The sequence below is a fragment of the Dokdonella sp. genome, assembly GCF_019634815.1.
Lineage (GTDB): Bacteria > Pseudomonadota > Gammaproteobacteria > Xanthomonadales > Rhodanobacteraceae > Dokdonella_A.
The window spans coordinates 144,102-159,392 of the sequence record NZ_JAHCAP010000004.1 but is presented as its reverse complement, the minus strand read 5'-3'; the positions used below and the strand labels follow the sequence as shown (position 1 = coordinate 159,392).

Below are 15,291 nucleotides of genomic sequence, written 5' to 3'. Positions count from 1 at the left end.
CCATGGCACTGAGCAGGCAGGACGTGTTCGCGCGGGCGGCGCGTGGTGAATTGAGGGCACCGCAACTGATCGCGGGCTTCGCCGGCAACGATGCGGGCCTGATCAACCGCACGCCGATAGACGACAGCGTGATCGGCACGCTCGGCGCCGGCGGCGAAGCCGAAGTCGATGCAGCGGTGCGCGTCGCACGCGCGTGTTTCGAGGCAGGCACGTGGCGACATCGCAGTCCCGGCGAGCGCAAGGCGGCGATGCTCAAGTGGTGCGACCTGCTTGCGGTGCATGCCGAGGAACTGGCCGCGCTCGACTGCATCGATGCCGGCAAGCCGATCGACGAATGCATGAACACCGACATCCCGGCGACGATCGACACACTGCGCTGGTATGCCGAAGCGATCGACAAGTGTTATGGCCGGATCGCGCCGACCAGCGCCAAGGCCACCGGCCTGATCGTCAGGGAGCCGGTCGGGGTGGTCGGCGCGGTATTGCCGTGGAATTTCCCCGCACAGATGTACGCCTGGAAGGTCGGACCCGCACTCGCCGTCGGCAACAGCGTGATCGTCAAACCCGCCGAACTGACGCCGCTGTCGGCCGTGCGCATGACCGAGCTGGCACACGAAGCCGGCATTCCCGCGGCTGCGCTGATCGTCGTCAATGGTCTGGGCGAGGAGGCGGGCGAAGCGCTCGGTCGCCACGCCGATGTGGATGTCGTTTCCTTCACCGGCTCCACCGAAGTCGGACGCCTGTTCCTCAAGTACGCGGCCGAAAGCAATCTCAAGCAAGTCGTGCTCGAATGCGGCGGCAAGAATCCGCAAGTCGTGTTCGCCGATGCCGATCTCGACACCGCGGTCGGCGAAATCCTCAACGCCGCATTCTGGAACATGGGCGAGAACTGCAGTTGCGGCTCGCGCCTGCTGGTCGACAACACGATCAAGCATGCGCTGCTGGAACGACTCGTCGCGGGCCTGGTCGACTGGAAGCTCGGCGATCCGCGCGCGCCGGGCGTGCGCATCGGCCCGCTGGTCGAAGGTCCGCATCTGGCCAAGGTCAAAGGCTTTCTCGATCAGGCCCGTGCTGATGGCCTGCGCCGCATCGCCGGCGGCAAGATCCACAGCGACTTCCTCAGCGGCTGGTATGTCGAGCCGACGGTGTTCGTCGATGTCCCGCCGGGCAACCGCCTGTTCCGCGAGGAAGTGTTCGGGCCGCTGCTCGCGGTGACGGGCTTCGACAGCGAAGAGGAAGCCATCGCGCTTGCGAATGACACCTGCTACGGCCTCACCGCGTCGATCTACACGCAGAACCTGCATCGTGCACAGCGCGTCGCAGCCGCGATCCGCGCCGGCACGGTGTCGGTCAACGGCTTTTCCGAGGGTGATATCACCACGCCCTTCGGTGGCTATCGGCAATCGGGCTTCGGTGGCCGCGACAACGGCCTCGAAGCCTTCGACCAATACCTCGAAACCAAGACCATCTGGTACGTCAACCGATGATCGCCGCGCGCCTTGAGCGGTTACCCATCGCGCCGCCTCGGGAAAGGCGAGCCGAAAGAACCCGGCCGCCGTATTCTTGCCCGCTCTGAACCACACTCAACTTGCTACGGAAGAACGCGCATGTCGTCATCGGGCAAGTTTCAGCAGCGCCTCAGCCTCACCGACCTCACCTTCATTGGCCTCGGCTCGATCTTCGGTTCCGGCTGGCTGTTCTCGGCCAGTCATGTCGCATCACTGGCGGGGCCGGCGGGCATTCTGTCGTGGCTGATCGGCGGGGCCGCTGTCTTGCTGCTCGGCCTGGTCTACTGCGAACTCGGCGCGGCCTTGCCGCACGCGGGCGGACCGGTGCGCTATCCCGCCTATTCGCATGGCGCCCTGCTCGGCTTCCTCATGGGTCTGATGACCCTGATCGCGTTCTCGAGCCTGATCGCGATCGAGGTCGTGGCCTGTCGCCAATACGCCGCCGCCTGGTTCCCGACCTTGAATGCAGCCGGATCGGACGCTCCAAGCGCGCTCGGCTGGAGCCTGCAGTTTGCGCTGCTGCTGCTGTTCTTCGGTCTCAATTACTCGGGCGTCAAGACCTTTGCACGCGCCAACAACCTCATCAGCCTCTTCAAGTTCGTCGTGCCGTTGCTGGTGATCCTCGTGCTGCTCGCGTTCTTCAAGCCGGAGAATCTCGCCGTGCATGGCTTCGCGCCGTCCGGGTTTTCCGGCGTCGAAGCGGCGGTGTCGGCAGGCGGCATCATCTTCGCCTATCTCGGTCTCACCCCGATCGTGGCCGTGGCGAGCGAGGTGCGTGATCCGCAACGCACGATTCCGGTTGCGCTGATCCTGTCGGTGGTGCTGTCCACCTTGATCTACCTGCTGTTGCAGATCGCGTTTCTTGGCGCCGTGCCGGCCGATCTGCTGGCGAACGGCTGGAGCGGCATCAGCAAGATGTTCTCGCTGCCGTTCCACGATATCGCCGCGGTGCTCGGCGTCACCTGGCTTGCCTTCCTCGTGGTCTGCGACGCCGTGGTTTCGCCCAGCGGCACCGGCAACATCTACATGAATGCCACGCCACGCGTGGTCTATGGCTGGGCGCGCGGCGGTACGTTTTTCAAGCTCTTCACGCGGATCGATGCGAGATCGGGCATTCCGCGCCCCGCGCTGTGGCTGAGCTTCGCGCTCGCGGTGTTCTGGACGCTGCCGTTTCCATCCTGGTCGGCGATGATCGAAGTGGTCTCGGCCGCGCTCGTGCTCAGCTACGCCGTCGCACCAGTGACGGCTGCCGCGCTGCGCCGCACCGCGCCGGATCTGCGGCGACCGTTCAAGGTCAGTGCCTTCGGCGTGCTCGGCCCCACTTCGTTCGTGATCGCCAGCCTGATCGTGTTCTGGTCGGGTTGGACCACCGTATCGTGGCTGCTGGGACTGCAGATCGTGCTGTACGTCGGCTACGTCGGCTGGATCGCACGCAGCCCCGCACGCCGACCCGGCCTGATTGCCGACGTGCGCTCCTCGCTGTGGCTGATCGCGCTCTATGTCCTGCTCATGCTCGCCTCGTGGCTCGGCCCGTTCGGCGGCCGCGCCAGCATCACGCACCCCTGGGATCTGCTCATGGTGAGCGCGATCGCCCTTCTCACCTACAGCTGGGGCGCCCGCAGTGGCCAGCACCTGCAGCCTGCGATCCTCGCCGCGGGCGACGAATGAAGACAGGGCGAAACTTCAGCGCCCGCGCAGGAACAGGCGGTCGAGATCGGCAATCGCGAGTTGTACCCAGGTCGGCCGACCGTGATTGCATTGGCCCGAGCGTTCGGTGGCTTCCATCTCGCGCAGCAGCGCGTTCATTTCGTGGAGCGTGAGGCGCCGATTGGCACGCACCGAGCCGTGGCAGGCCATCGTCGCGAGCAGTTCATTGCTGCATTCCTCGATGCGCCGGGTCTGTCCGTGCACGGCAAGATCGGCGATCACGTCGCGCACGAGCTGGCCGACATCGGCGCCTTCGAGCACGACCGGAATGCGCTTGACCACCACGCTTTGTGGCCCGCTGCGCACGAGCTCGAAACCCAAGGCGGCAAAGTCGGCGTGACGCTCCTCGACGAGGTTTGCCTCACGCTCGCTCAAGGCCACGCTGAGCGGCACCAGCAGCAATTGCGAGCGGATGCCTTCGCCGGCACGTGCATTCTTCAGCTTCTCGTAGGTGATGCGCTCATGCGCGGCATGCATGTCGACGAGGATCAGGCCATGCGCGTTCTCGGCGAGCACGTAGATGCCGTGCAGTTGCGCCAGCGCAAAGCCCAGCGGCGGCACTTCGCTGTCGCCGGTGACAGTTCCAGCTGCAGACGCCGGCATCACTGCGTCCGGTGACTGCGGCAGCGACGGCCCGCGTCCCAGCAGGGCGGCGTAATCGGCGAGTGGTTCGCGCACGCCAAGACCGAGCCCGGCCTGCGTCGGCATCCACGCTTGCGCTGCGGCGGGCCCGCGCATCTCGGGGATCGCTGCAGGCGCGGCGCCCATCGCGCCACCCGCGCGCGCGTGTGCCAGCGCCTCATCGAGCGTGCGATAGAGAAAATCGTGGACGAGGCGGCCTTCACGGAAGCGCACTTCATGCTTGGCCGGATGCACGTTCACATCGACCAATGCCGGATCGAGTTCGAGGAACAGCACGAAGGCGGCATGGCGGCCATGAAACAGCACGTCGGCATACGCCTGGCGCACCGCATGCGCGACCAGCCTATCGCGCACGAGGCGGCCATTGACGTGGAAATACTGCTGGTCGGCCTGCGCACGCGAGGCCGTCGGCAGGCCGACCCAACCATGCAGGCGCAGCCCCGCAGCAGCGTGCTCGATGCGCAGGCTCGCGCCGGGAAACTCGCTGCCGAGCACGTCGCTCAGGCGCTGCTCGAGTTCAGCCGCTTCGCGCACCGCCTTGAACCAGCGCACCGCCTTGCCGTTGTGAGCGAGACGAAACTCGACTTCGGGCCGCGCCAGCGCCATCGACTTGACCCAGTCCTCGACGTGCCCGAATTCGGTGCGCTCGGCGCGCAGGAACTTGCGTCGCGCCGGCAGGTTGTAGAACAGGTCGCGCACTTCCGCGCAACTGCCCTGCGCATGCTGCGCCGGCACCACCGCGCGCGCCTTGCCACCATCGACTTCGATGCGCCAAGCCTGATCATTGCCCGCCCGGCGCGAAGTCAGCGCGAAGCGCGACACCGAAGCAATCGAAGGCAGGGCTTCGCCGCGAAAGCCAAGCGTGGCGACGCGCTCGAGATCATCGAAACTGGCGATCTTGCTGGTCGCGTGCGCGCTCACCGCGAGCGGCAGGTCATCGGCTTCGATGCCGCCGCCATCGTCGCGCACGCGGATCAGGCGCGCCCCGCCCTGTTCGAGCTCGATCTCGATGCGCCGCGCACCGGCATCGAGGCAGTTTTCCACCAGCTCCTTGACCACCGAGGCCGGGCGCTCGATCACCTCGCCGGCGGCGATCTGGTTGACGAGTTCGGGGGGCAGCGGACGGATGCGCGACATCGTGCGCAAATGATAGCGGAAGCGGCCGCGCGGAAAGCCCGCCGTCGGCAGCTGCCAACGGCGCCGCCGCGCACTTCAGCCCGACGGAATTTCCAGTACTTCGCCTGCGCGCAGGCGCTCGCCGGTGCGCTCGTTGGCATCGCGCAATTGCGCCACCGAGATGCCATGCGCATGGGCGATCGTGCGCAGCGTTTCGCCACGACGCACGACATAGCGCGCCGCCTTCTTGCTGCTCGCCGGTGCTGCCGCGACCGGCTTGACTGCCGGCTTGGCGCGTGCGTTCTCCTGTGCGAACAGCGTGCCCGGCGGAGGGGTGGCGCGGAAATAGCCGCGCACGCCATCGAGGATCGCGTCGGCGAGCTTTTCGCGGTGCCGCGGATCGGTCAGGCGGGCTTCTTCGCTCGGATTGGTGATGAAGGCGGTCTCGACCAGGATCGACGGCACATCGGGCGAACGCAGCACGACGAAATTGGCGCGCTCGACGTAGCTGCGATGGGTGGGTCCGAGCTTGCGCAAGGCCTTGAGCACATTTTCGGCCACCGCATTGCTCGCGCCCATCGTCGCGCCCTGTGACAGGTCGAGCAGCACCTTGGCCAGGGTATCGTCCTTGTCGTCGAGCGAGATGCCGCCAACGAGGTCGGCGCGGTTCTCCCGGTCGGCCAGCCAGCGCGCCGCTTCACTGGTGGCCCCACGCGGCGACAGCACCCACACCGACGAGCCGCGCGCATCGCTGTTGGTGAAGGCGTCGGCATGCACCGAGATGAACAGGTCGGCCTTGGCTTCGCGTGCCTTGAGGTAGCGCTGCTCGAGCGGAATGAAATAATCGCCGTCGCGGGTCAGCACCGCGCTCATGCCGGGCGCCGCGTCGATCACTTTCTTGAGTTCGCGCGCGACCGCGAGGGTGATGTTCTTTTCGTGCGTGCCACTGGCGCCGGTCGCGCCGGGATCATCGCCGCCATGCCCGGCATCGATCGCGACGATGACCTTGCGCGGCTTGCCCTTGTCGATGTCGGCCACGCTCTTGACCGGCTCGGGCTTGGTGTTCCTGGCGGGATACAGATCGATGACGAGGCGGTAGCCGAACTTGTCGGCGGGCGCGAGCAGGAAGCTCTTGGGGCGCACGCCATCGGCAAGGTCGAACACCACGCGCGCATCGTTCTTGCCTTGGCGCCCGGCGCGTACGCCCTTGAGCAAGCCTTGCGTGAACGACGGAACCTCGAAGCCCGCCTCGATTCGGCTCGTGCGCAGATCCAGCACCAGGCGATCGGGCTTGTTCAGTTCGATCAGTTTGTAGTCGACCGGTCCGGAGACATCGAACACCGCGCGTGTGGATTCGGGACCGGCCCAGATGCGCAGCGATTTGATTTCAGCCGCGCCGACATCCTGGCCCGCCATCAATGCAGCCAGACCGAACACGAGCAAGCAATGGCGGCCGAATCCCCACATGGCGTGTATTCAAACCGAACAGTACGCAGGAAATCAAGTGAATTCTCCTTTCAAATCCGACAGGTGCGTGATGTTCGTGAGGCTCAACTCGACATTTGGCCGCCCGTGCAGGCCGTCATGCCGGCGCGCCTGAGCAGATCGCCACCACGCGTCCCTGCCCGCACTTCAAGATCGCGCGAACGATCGGCATGGCTCAAAATCAGCTCGATATCGGCGGCCGGCAACGCGTCGCCGCCACGTTCAGGCCACTCCACCAGCAACAAGGCCGACGGGGCAGCGAGCTCCGCGAGGCCGAGCCACTCCAGTTCCTGCGGGTCGGCAATGCGATACAGATCCAGATGGTGGATGTCGAGTGCGCCGACGCGATAGGACTCGATCAAGCTGTAGGTCGGACTCTTGACTCGCTCGCCCACACCAAGTGCCTTGAGCAGCGCGCGCGCGAACGTGGTCTTGCCCGCACCGAGTTCGCCGCGCAGATACACCACCGCACCATCGCGCAGCGCATCGGCAAGGCCTTGCGCGACTGCGATCAGTGCGGATTCGTCCAGACCGGGCAGAATGCAGTACGTCTTCACGCCGGCTTTCCGTTCAACAGTGCACGCAAATGCGGCAGCAGATCGCTGGCGATCAGGCCGCGCTCCCCGCCTGTAGCGGCAAGATCTCCCGCACGTGCGTGTGCAGCCACAGCGACGCAAGCCGCGTTCCAGGCATCGAGCCCTTGTGCGAGCAGCGCGGCGATGACGCCGGTGAGCAAGTCACCCATCCCGCCGCTGGCCATGCCGGGATTGCCCCAGCCGCACACCGCGATGCGACCATCGGGCGCGGCGATCAGGCTGCCGCTGCCCTTGAGCACTGCCATTGCATTGAAGCGTCGCGCGAGCGCCTTCGCAGACTCGAAGCGATCGGCCTGAACTTCTTGAACGCCGCAACCGAGAAGGCGCGCAGCCTCGCCCGGATGCGGCGTGATCACGCAACGCAAACCCAATTCCCGCGGCGCCTGTGCCAGCAAGTTGAGTGCGTCGGCATCGACGACACCTGGTTTGCCTGCGGCGAGCGCCGCAGCGAACAGATGATGCGACCAGTCGCTTTGCCCCAGACCGGGGCCAAGCGCGATCACGCTGGCGCGCGCGAGCAGCATCTCGAGCTCGGCATCTTCCTCGACGCCCAACGCCATCGCCTCGGGCAATCCTGCATTGATCGCGCCCACATGCGTCGCATGGGTGGCCACGCTCACCAGTCCCGCACCGCTGCGCAGCGCCGCCGACGCGCAGATCTGCACCGCGCCGCCAAAGCCGTGATCACCACCGACCACGAGCACGTGACCGCAGTCACCCTTGTTCGCATGGGCGCGGCGACGCGGCAGTGCACTGAAGATTGCTTCATCGAGCAGGCTTGCGGCCGGTGCGAACTCTTCGTAGGCCGCTTGCGGAATATCAAGGCTTGCCAGCTCGCGTGCGCCGCAGTATTCCGCACCCTGCGCCGTGAACAGCCCGCGTTTCCAGCCTACGAAACAAATCGTCGCCGCCGCGCGCATCGCCACGGCGCGCGGCATCCCTCGATCGGCATCCAGCCCCGAGGGTACGTCTAGCGCGAGCACGGGCACGCCACTCGCGTTGACCTGCTCGATCAGACCGCGCGCCACACCGTCGACATCACGCGCCAGTCCGCTGCCGAACAGACCATCGACACAGACATCGGCCTCGGGCAAGTTCCCGTCCGGCACAACCACACGGATCGCGCCGCCCGCGGCGAGCACGCCGGCACGCATCACCGCGGCGTCGCCGGTCGACGCAGCCGTCAGCGCCAGCACCTCGACCGCCAGGCCATCGTGCAGGGCCAGGCTCGCCACTTCGAAAGCATCGCCACCGTTATTGCCGCCACCGGCGAGCACCAACAGGCGCCGTGCCTGCGGCCAACGTCGACGCAGCAAGGCGTAGGCCGCCCGCGCCGCGCGCCGCATCAAGTCCGGGCCGGGGATGTGCAGACGGCTGATTGCCACCTGGTCGATCAGGCGCACCTGCGTCGCGGTGTAGAGAGCCTGTTCGCGCGGATCGTTTGCCATCGGCGCATTCTATCGGCCATCCTGCGCGTGATGTGTTTGCCGTTGCTGCCATGATCGACTTCAGCCATCTCGTCGCCGAGCTGCGCCAATGGGGAGCCGAACTCGGCTTCCAGCAAATCGGCATTGCCGATGTCGAACTGGGCGCCGATGAAACCCACCTGCTCGAATGGCTCGCGGCTGGCCGCCACGGCGAGATGGACTACATGGAGCGCCACGGCACGCGCCGCTCGCGTCCGACCGAGCTGCAACCGGGCACGCTGCGGGTGATTTCGGCACGCATGGACTATGCGCCAACCGACATCGACGAAGGCTGGAAGGTGCTCGCCGATGGCGAGCGCGCTTACATCTCGCGCTATGCGCTCGGCCGCGATTACCACAAGCTCCTGCGCGGTCGGCTGCAGAAGCTTGCCGACCGGATCGCCGCGGTGACCGGGCCATTCGGTCATCGCGTATTCGTCGACTCGGCACCTGTGCTGGAGAAAGCAATCGCGCGCAATGCCGGCCTGGGCTGGATCGGCAAACACAGCCTGGTCATCAACCGGGATGCCGGCTCATGGTTCTTTCTCGGCGAGATCTACACCGACCTGCCGCTGCCGACCGATGACGCGGCGAGCATGCATTGCGGGACCTGCACGCGCTGCATCGAGGTTTGTCCGACCGGAGCGATCGTGGCGCCGTTCCAGGTTGATGCGCGGCGCTGCATTTCCTATCTCACGATCGAGCAGCGGGGCGCGATCGAGGAATCCTTGCGGCCGCTGATCGGCAACCGCATCTTTGGCTGTGATGATTGCCAGTTGGTGTGTCCGTGGAACAAGTTCGCGCAGCCCACCGGCGAAGCCGACTTCCGTGTCCGGCACGGCCTGGACAAGGCCAGGCTTGTCGACCTTTTCGCCTGGACCGAGGCCGAGTTCCTCAGCCGCACCGAAGGCATGGCGATCCGCCGCGCAGGGTATGAAGGCTGGCTGCGCAATATCGCGGTCGCGCTCGGCAATGCGCCGTCAACCGCGGAGGTCATCGCGGCGCTGCACGCACGCCAACACGATCCGTCGGAACTGGTGCGCGAACATGTGGCATGGGCGCTGACGCGACATGCACACGAGGCTTCGGCCTGATGCGTCGCTCGAGCGCGACGCGCCCGCACGCTCAGGCGGCCTGCTTTGGAATCGAGTGCTTGGTGTGCGTGACCTTGTTGTGACGGTCGACGTAGACGAGGGTCGGCTTGTGCTGCGCGGCCTCCGCCTCGGCATACACGCCGTAGGCGCAGATGATGATGATGTCTCCCGGCTGCGCGCGGTGAGCGGCGGCGCCATTGATCGAGATCACGCCCGAGCCTTCATCGGCGCGGATCGCGTAAGTCGAGAACCGCTCGCCGTTGTTGACGTTGTAGATGTGGATCTGCTCGTACTCGCGGATGCCTGAGAGGTCGAGGAGCTCACCATCGATTGCACACGAACCCTCGTAATGGAGTTCGGCCTGGGTGACGTTGGCGCGATGGATCTTCGCCTTGAGCAGGTTCAGGTGCATGGGGAGATTCCGATGCGGATGTTGCATCCAAGCAACAGTTGCGGGCCGGGCAGTATAGCAAAGCTTTTCGCGGCACCGCACAAAATCACGACCCAGCCGCCGCGACACGCGCAAGTTCATGATTTCAAGGCAAAAAAAACCCTCGCGCGAATCCGCTGCGAGGGTTTCAATCTTGGAGTGACGATTACCTGCGATGCGCCCTGCTGTCTGGGATCTTGCCGTAGTGTTGCGGAAAAATCCGTCGACGTGGGGAGAATACCACATCACAAAAGAAAAAAGCTACACCGGCGATGAACAAGATGAATTCGCGGATCGCGTGGCCGGGCCAGCGGGCCTGATCGCCTTGACGCCGGAGCTGCGCATCAGCGGATCAGCAGGTTGTCGATCAAGCGCGTGCGGCCCGAGCGTGCCGCAATCAGGGCCACCAGGCCGGCGCGCTCATCGCCGACCGGTTCGGACAGATCATCGGCCCGTCGCAGCACCGCGTAATCGGGCAGGAAACCAGCCTGCTCAAGCTGCGCGCATGCCATCGCCTCGATCTGGTCACGCTGCATTGTCCCGGCATGAATGGCCGCCTGCATCGCCAGCAAGGTCGCGTGGATCGCCCCGGCGCGATCGCGCGTGGCGGCATCCAGATACTGGTTGCGCGAACTCATCGCCAGACCATTGGCCTCGCGCACGATTGGCGCGGCAAGGATTTCCAGCGGAAAGGCGAGATCGCGCACCATGCGCCTGATCACCAGCAGCTGCTGATAGTCCTTCTGACCGAACACCGCAACATCCGGCCTCACCAGATTGAACAGCTTCGCCACCACCGTGGCCACGCCATCGAAATGACCGGGGCGAATTGCGCCCTCGAGCGATTCGGTCACGCCCGGCACGTGCACGCGAACCGCAGCCTCGGCACCCAGCGGATAGATCTCATCAACCCCGGGCAGGAACAACAGATCGCAACCCTGCGCCGCCAGACCCGCCGCGTCCGCCTCCGGCGTGCGAGGGTATCGGGCAAAGTCTTCATTGGGTCCGAACTGGGTCGGATTGACGAAGACGCTGGCGACCACGAAACCGGCATGCTCACGCGCGCGGTGCAGCAGCGAGTGATGACCGGCGTGCAGATTGCCCATGGTCGGCACGAAGGCGATCGAATCCCCTGCCGCGCGCGCCGCATCCACTGCGGCGCGCAGATCAAGTGCGCAATGCACGATACGCATCAGTAGCTGTGCTCGGCTGCGGGATACTCGCCACCGCGTACCGCGCGCGCGTACTCGGCGAGTGCGGCAACAACCGAACCGCGGCCGGCAAGGAAGTCCTTGGCGAAGCGCGGCCGCTTGCCCGGCGTGATGCCGAGCAGATCGTGCAGGACGAGGATCTGCCCATCGCAGCCGCCACCTGCACCAATGCCGATCACCGGAATTTCCAACTCGCGGGCGATCGTCGCGGCCAACGCCGTGGGCACGCATTCGAGCACGAGCAATTGCGCACCCGCATCCTGCACCGCCCGGGCATCGGCGCGCAGGCGATCGGCATCGGCCTGCTCACGGCCCTGCACGCGATAACCACCCAGGCGGTGAACGGATTGCGGCGTGAGGCCAAGATGCGCGCACACCGGAATCTCGCGCTTGCTCAACGCTTCAATGACCTCGCAGACCCAACCGGCACCTTCGAGCTTGACCATTGCCGCGCCGCCTTCGGCCACCAGGCGAGTTGCGTTGACCATCGCAGTCGGCACGTCGCGATAGGCCATGAATGGCAAATCGGCAACGAGGAAAGCGCGGCGCAAGCCACGCGCGACACACGTGGTGTGATAGACCATCGCATCCATCGTCACCGGCAAGGTGCTCGCGTGACCTTGCACGACCATGCCCAACGAATCGCCAACCAGCACGAGGTCGATGCCGGCCTCGTCGACACGCGCCGCCAGACTGGCCTCGTAAGCCGTCACGCACACGATCTTGACGCCGTCGCGCTTGCAGCGCCGCAGGTCGGGCAAGGTGATCGGCTGGCTGTCGATGTCGCTGACGTACATGGGTTGCTCAGGTGCGGCGAAGGCAACCTGCATTATTTCCCGCATGCTTGCGCAAGCTCAAGCCGAGTCGAGCGGCACGCATTGACTGGCGTCCACGCGTGCCAGCAGCTCGGCGACGGTGCCCGCGCCGGGCACCCGCCATTGCGGGGCAATCTGCGCCAGCGGCACCAATACAAAGGCACGCTGCGCCAATTGCGGATGCGGCACTTCCAAACCGTCCTCGTGAATGATCGACTCGCCATGCATGAGCAGGTCGAGATCAAGCGTACGCGGCCCCCAGCGTTGTCCGTCGCGCACACGGCCATGCCGGCGCTCGATCTCCAACAGGCCTTCGAGCAGTTCGCGCGGCGCGAGCTGCGTCTGCAAGCGGGCAACGGCATTGACGAAGACAGGTTGCTCGATGCCGCCCCACGGCGCGCTTTGATACAGCGCCGAGGTCTGGATCAGTTGCGTGACAGGCAGCGCAGCCAGGTCGGCGAAGGCCGCCATCAGGTGCGCACGCGGATCATCGAGATTGCCGCCAAGTCCGATCCAGGCGGCAACGCCTGCGGGTTCATTCACCGCCTTCAGCCACCGGCGCCGCGCTGGCCGCCTTGGCCTTGCGGCGGCGACGCGTACGCTTGCGCTTGGCGGGCGCCTTCGCCACACCTTCGGACGCTGCCGCCGGCGCGCCCGCCAGTTGCTGACTCAGTTCCTCGTGACTAAGCGCCTGCGCCTGCGTCCACCACGCGGCAAGCTCGGCGATTTCCGGCGACTCGGCGCCGCGCATGACCAGGAAATCGTAGGCTGCGCGGAAGCGCGGATGCTCGAGCAGTCGGAACACACGCTTGCGCGTGCGCTGCAGGAAGCGCGGCTGCATCTCCCAGATTTCCTCGATCGCGAGGGTGAAGCGACGCGGAATCGCCACATGCCGGGACTGCTCGCCAAGCACACGCGCACTCGCCTGCGCCCAGGCTGCGAGTGGCTCGGTGCCGGCCTCGATCGCAGCGCGTGTCTGTGCGCGCACCGGCTCCCACAACAATGCCGCGAACAGGAAGGCCGGCGTGACGGGTTTGTCCGCACGCACGCGCTCGTCGGTGTTGCGCAAGGTCTGTTCGACCAGTACGCGAAACAGCGCGGCGTGTTCACCGCGCAGCGCGCGTGCGGTGGCCGGGAACACGCGATCGAGCAGACCGTACCGCTCCAGCGCGTGGAAGCTCGCCAGACCATAACCACCGAGGAACAGCTTGAGGGATTCATCGAACAAGCGCGCGGGCGATGCCTCGTCAAGCAACGAGCCGAGCGCGGCGAAGGGCGCGGCAGTGGCGGCCTCGATTGAAAAACCGAGCTTGCCTGCCAGGCGAGCCGCGCGCAGCATGCGCACTGGATCCTCGCGGTAACGCTGCTGCGGATCACCGATCAGACGCAACTCGCGCCGCTGCAGATCTTCCATGCCACCGATCGCGTCAAGTACACAGAAATCGGCAATGTCGTAATACAGCGCGTTGACGGTGAAGTCGCGGCGAACCGCATCTTCTTCGATCGTGCCGTAGACGTTGTCGCGCACCAGCCGACCATCAACAAGGTGGCGGTCACCACTGCCATCGTCACTGCTGCCACGAAAGGTCGCGACTTCCACGATCTCGCGCCCGAACACCACATGGGCGAGGCGGAAACGACGTCCGATCAACCGGCAATTGCGAAACAGCGTGCGTACCTGTTCGGGCGTGGCGTTGGTGGCCACGTCGAAGTCCTTGGGTCGGTTGCCGAGCAATAGGTCCCGTACGGCACCACCGACCAGGCAGGCGCGAAACCCCGCCTCGTGCAGGCGATAGAGCACTCGCAGCGCGCCGGTGGAGATGCTCTTGCGCGAGAGCGAATGCTGTGAGCGGGGAATGACGCGAAAGGCACCTTGTTCAGGCGCGGGTCCATCATCGATGTTGGGGGTCATCCGCTGCTCGCCATCGGGTACGTTGCCGCTCGTTGCGCATTCGTTATACTACGCGGCCCCGCGATTCCCAAGACGCTCCCTTCGTCTAGTGGCCCAGGACACCGCCCTCTCAAGGCGGGAACACGAGTTCGAACCTCGTAGGGAGCGCCAGTCGCAGCGCGCGGCCAGGAACGATCGGATCGATCGCCCGAAATGGCCGCATCCGCGCAGCGTCGGCCGCGTTTCCGCCGGCGATCCCGCAGCCGAAAACCGGATCGAACCCAGCCGTCATGCCCTTCGTCGTCACCGAGAATTGCATCAAGTGCAAGTACACCGACTGTGTCGAGGTCTGTCCGGTCGACTGTTTTCATGCCGGGCCGAATTTCCTCGTGATCGATCCCGAAGAATGCATCGACTGCACCTTGTGCGAACCAGAGTGCCCGGCGCATGCAATTTATCCAGAGGATGACGTGCCTGCCGGGCAGGAAGTCTTCATTTCGCTCAATGCCGAACTGGCCAAACTCTGGCCCGTGCTGAGTGAGCGCATCGAAGCGCCTGCCGATGCCGTCGAATGGGACGGCAAACCCGACAAGCGCGCACTGCTGCAGCGCTGAAGCCCCTTGCGGCACGGCTGCGACACAAGCGGTCGCAGTCTCCCGATCTCAGGACAGGCGCTCGCGCAAAGTCTGCAGCAAGGCGCGCGCAGCATCGCGGGATGCTTCGTTGTCGGCCCCCTCGACGCTGACGCGACTGCCGCTGCCGCTGGCGGCGACACGCACCGTCAGCTCGACTTTTGCCGTCACCTTGTTGCCGGCACGGCCCAGGGTGATTGCGCGCTTGAACCAACCCGAGCGCACCGTGGTTTGGCCGGTCGTCTCGATCGTGTAGGTGCTGGCCGACTCATCCCGTCCGAGCACCTTGGCTGCGCCCGAGCGCTCGAGCGCAAGCCCGACGCGTGACCAGGTACTCGCCACCGTGTCGTTCACGTCCAATCCATCGCCACTGAGGCTGGTGCCTCCCGCAGCGCCCATCGCGGTGGGCGGCGCCCCCTCCACGGCGGACATCGGCGGCACGGATTCCGCGCTGGCGTTGCGCATCATCGGCGACGGCGATCCTGCCGCCGGAACCACCAGAGCCGAGTTGCCATTTGGTGTATCCAGACCAGGCGGCACTTCAAGCGGGCGGGTTTCCTGCGCGCTCTTGTATTCGTTCGCGCGACGGTCGGACTGGCGGGTGAAATAGCCGCAACCGGCAAGCAGCAGGGTGGCCGCAATCGCGGCAGGCAAGGCAATGGTGGCGCGTCTCACAGGTCGATCCCGTCGTCGGTGAA

14 protein-coding genes and 1 tRNA gene are annotated in these 15,291 nt (G+C 65.7%); 5 read left to right on the top strand and 10 right to left on the bottom strand.

Features of this window, described 5'->3' with window-relative positions:
* The first annotated feature begins 2 nt into the window (after positions 1-2).
* On the top strand, positions 3-1,487 hold the full coding sequence (locus KF759_RS03875) for an aldehyde dehydrogenase (RefSeq protein ID WP_291223082.1): 1,485 nt from the start codon (positions 3-5) through the stop codon (positions 1,485-1,487).
* Positions 1,488-1,607: 120 nt separating this feature from the next.
* Positions 1,608-3,176, top strand: coding sequence for an APC family permease (locus KF759_RS03870; protein WP_291223081.1), 1,569 nt, complete (start codon positions 1,608-1,610; stop codon positions 3,174-3,176).
* Between the two features lie 15 nt (positions 3,177-3,191).
* Here KF759_RS03870 and mutL read toward each other — a convergent pair whose 3' ends face one another.
* The 4 genes from mutL to KF759_RS03850 all read right to left on the bottom strand — a co-directional run bounded on the left by mutL (position 3,192) and on the right by KF759_RS03850 (position 8,502).
* A complete protein-coding gene (gene mutL / locus KF759_RS03865; RefSeq protein WP_291223080.1) occupies positions 3,192-4,994 on the bottom strand; it encodes a DNA mismatch repair endonuclease MutL in 1,803 nt (600 codons plus the stop codon).
* Between the two features lie 75 nt (positions 4,995-5,069).
* The gene (locus KF759_RS03860) at positions 5,070-6,440 is read right to left on the bottom strand and encodes an N-acetylmuramoyl-L-alanine amidase (RefSeq protein ID WP_291223079.1); all 1,371 of its coding nucleotides are present in this window, start codon (positions 6,438-6,440) and stop codon (positions 5,070-5,072) included.
* A gap of 83 nt (positions 6,441-6,523) precedes the next feature.
* On the bottom strand, positions 6,524-7,015 hold the full coding sequence (gene tsaE, locus KF759_RS03855; protein WP_291223078.1) for a tRNA (adenosine(37)-N6)-threonylcarbamoyltransferase complex ATPase subunit type 1 TsaE: 492 nt from the start codon (positions 7,013-7,015) through the stop codon (positions 6,524-6,526).
* A complete protein-coding gene (locus KF759_RS03850) occupies positions 7,012-8,502 on the bottom strand; it encodes an NAD(P)H-hydrate dehydratase (RefSeq protein ID WP_291223077.1) in 1,491 nt (496 codons plus the stop codon). The genes tsaE and KF759_RS03850 overlap by 4 nt, the downstream gene beginning before the upstream one ends.
* Positions 8,503-8,552: 50 nt before the next feature.
* On the opposite strand from KF759_RS03850, the gene queG reads away from it, so the two are divergent.
* Positions 8,553-9,614, top strand: a complete 1,062-nt coding sequence (gene queG / locus KF759_RS03845) for a tRNA epoxyqueuosine(34) reductase QueG (protein WP_291223076.1) — start codon at positions 8,553-8,555, stop codon at positions 9,612-9,614.
* Positions 9,615-9,645: 31 nt separating this feature from the next.
* Here the strand turns inward: queG and panD are convergent, their stop codons facing one another.
* The 5 genes from panD to pcnB form a co-directional block, all read right to left on the bottom strand.
* The gene (gene panD, locus KF759_RS03840; RefSeq protein WP_291223075.1) at positions 9,646-10,026 is read right to left on the bottom strand and encodes an aspartate 1-decarboxylase; all 381 of its coding nucleotides are present in this window, start codon (positions 10,024-10,026) and stop codon (positions 9,646-9,648) included.
* A gap of 362 nt (positions 10,027-10,388) precedes the next feature.
* Positions 10,389-11,237 carry a pantoate--beta-alanine ligase gene (panC, locus tag KF759_RS03835; protein WP_291223074.1) on the bottom strand — a complete coding sequence of 283 codons (849 nt, stop codon included), beginning with the start codon at positions 11,235-11,237 and terminating at the stop codon, positions 10,389-10,391.
* A complete protein-coding gene (panB, locus tag KF759_RS03830) occupies positions 11,237-12,052 on the bottom strand; it encodes a 3-methyl-2-oxobutanoate hydroxymethyltransferase (protein WP_291223073.1) in 816 nt (271 codons plus the stop codon). The genes panC and panB overlap by 1 nt, the downstream gene beginning before the upstream one ends.
* Before the next feature lie 57 nt (positions 12,053-12,109).
* On the bottom strand, positions 12,110-12,613 hold the full coding sequence (folK, locus tag KF759_RS03825) for a 2-amino-4-hydroxy-6-hydroxymethyldihydropteridine diphosphokinase (RefSeq protein WP_291223072.1): 504 nt from the start codon (positions 12,611-12,613) through the stop codon (positions 12,110-12,112).
* Entirely contained in the window at positions 12,606-13,982 is a 1,377-nt protein-coding gene (pcnB, locus tag KF759_RS03820; protein ID WP_291223071.1) for a polynucleotide adenylyltransferase PcnB, read from the bottom strand. Before pcnB ends, folK begins: the two co-directional genes overlap by 8 nt.
* A gap of 74 nt (positions 13,983-14,056) precedes the next feature.
* On the opposite strand from pcnB, the gene KF759_RS03815 reads away from it, so the two are divergent.
* A tRNA-Glu gene (locus KF759_RS03815) sits at positions 14,057-14,132 on the top strand.
* Between the two features lie 119 nt (positions 14,133-14,251).
* The gene (gene fdxA / locus KF759_RS03810; RefSeq protein ID WP_291223070.1) at positions 14,252-14,575 is read left to right on the top strand and encodes a ferredoxin FdxA; all 324 of its coding nucleotides are present in this window, start codon (positions 14,252-14,254) and stop codon (positions 14,573-14,575) included.
* Positions 14,576-14,623: 48 nt separating this feature from the next.
* Here fdxA and KF759_RS03805 read toward each other — a convergent pair whose 3' ends face one another.
* Positions 14,624-15,268, bottom strand: coding sequence for a hypothetical protein (locus KF759_RS03805; protein WP_291223069.1), 645 nt, complete (start codon positions 15,266-15,268; stop codon positions 14,624-14,626).
* Positions 15,269-15,291 lie beyond the last annotated feature (23 nt).

What these genes read in the sequence shown, in the direction of transcription:
- KF759_RS03875 (WP_291223082.1), top strand. Translation starts at nt 3, where the DNA reads ATGGCACTGAGCAGGCAGGACGTGTTCGCGCGGGCGGCGCGTGGTGAA.
- KF759_RS03870 (WP_291223081.1), top strand. Translation starts at nt 1,608, where the DNA reads ATGTCGTCATCGGGCAAGTTTCAGCAGCGCCTCAGCCTCACCGACCTC.
- mutL (WP_291223080.1), bottom strand. Translation starts at nt 4,994, where the DNA reads ATGTCGCGCATCCGTCCGCTGCCCCCCGAACTCGTCAACCAGATCGCC.
- KF759_RS03860 (WP_291223079.1), bottom strand. Translation starts at nt 6,440, where the DNA reads ATGTGGGGATTCGGCCGCCATTGCTTGCTCGTGTTCGGTCTGGCTGCA.
- KF759_RS03850 (WP_291223077.1), bottom strand. Translation starts at nt 8,502, where the DNA reads ATGGCAAACGATCCGCGCGAACAGGCTCTCTACACCGCGACGCAGGTG.
- queG (WP_291223076.1), top strand. Translation starts at nt 8,553, where the DNA reads ATGATCGACTTCAGCCATCTCGTCGCCGAGCTGCGCCAATGGGGAGCC.
- panD (WP_291223075.1), bottom strand. Translation starts at nt 10,026, where the DNA reads ATGCACCTGAACCTGCTCAAGGCGAAGATCCATCGCGCCAACGTCACC.
- panC (WP_291223074.1), bottom strand. Translation starts at nt 11,237, where the DNA reads ATGCGTATCGTGCATTGCGCACTTGATCTGCGCGCCGCAGTGGATGCG.
- panB (WP_291223073.1), bottom strand. Translation starts at nt 12,052, where the DNA reads ATGTACGTCAGCGACATCGACAGCCAGCCGATCACCTTGCCCGACCTG.
- pcnB (WP_291223071.1), bottom strand. Translation starts at nt 13,982, where the DNA reads ATGACCCCCAACATCGATGATGGACCCGCGCCTGAACAAGGTGCCTTT.
- fdxA (WP_291223070.1), top strand. Translation starts at nt 14,252, where the DNA reads ATGCCCTTCGTCGTCACCGAGAATTGCATCAAGTGCAAGTACACCGAC.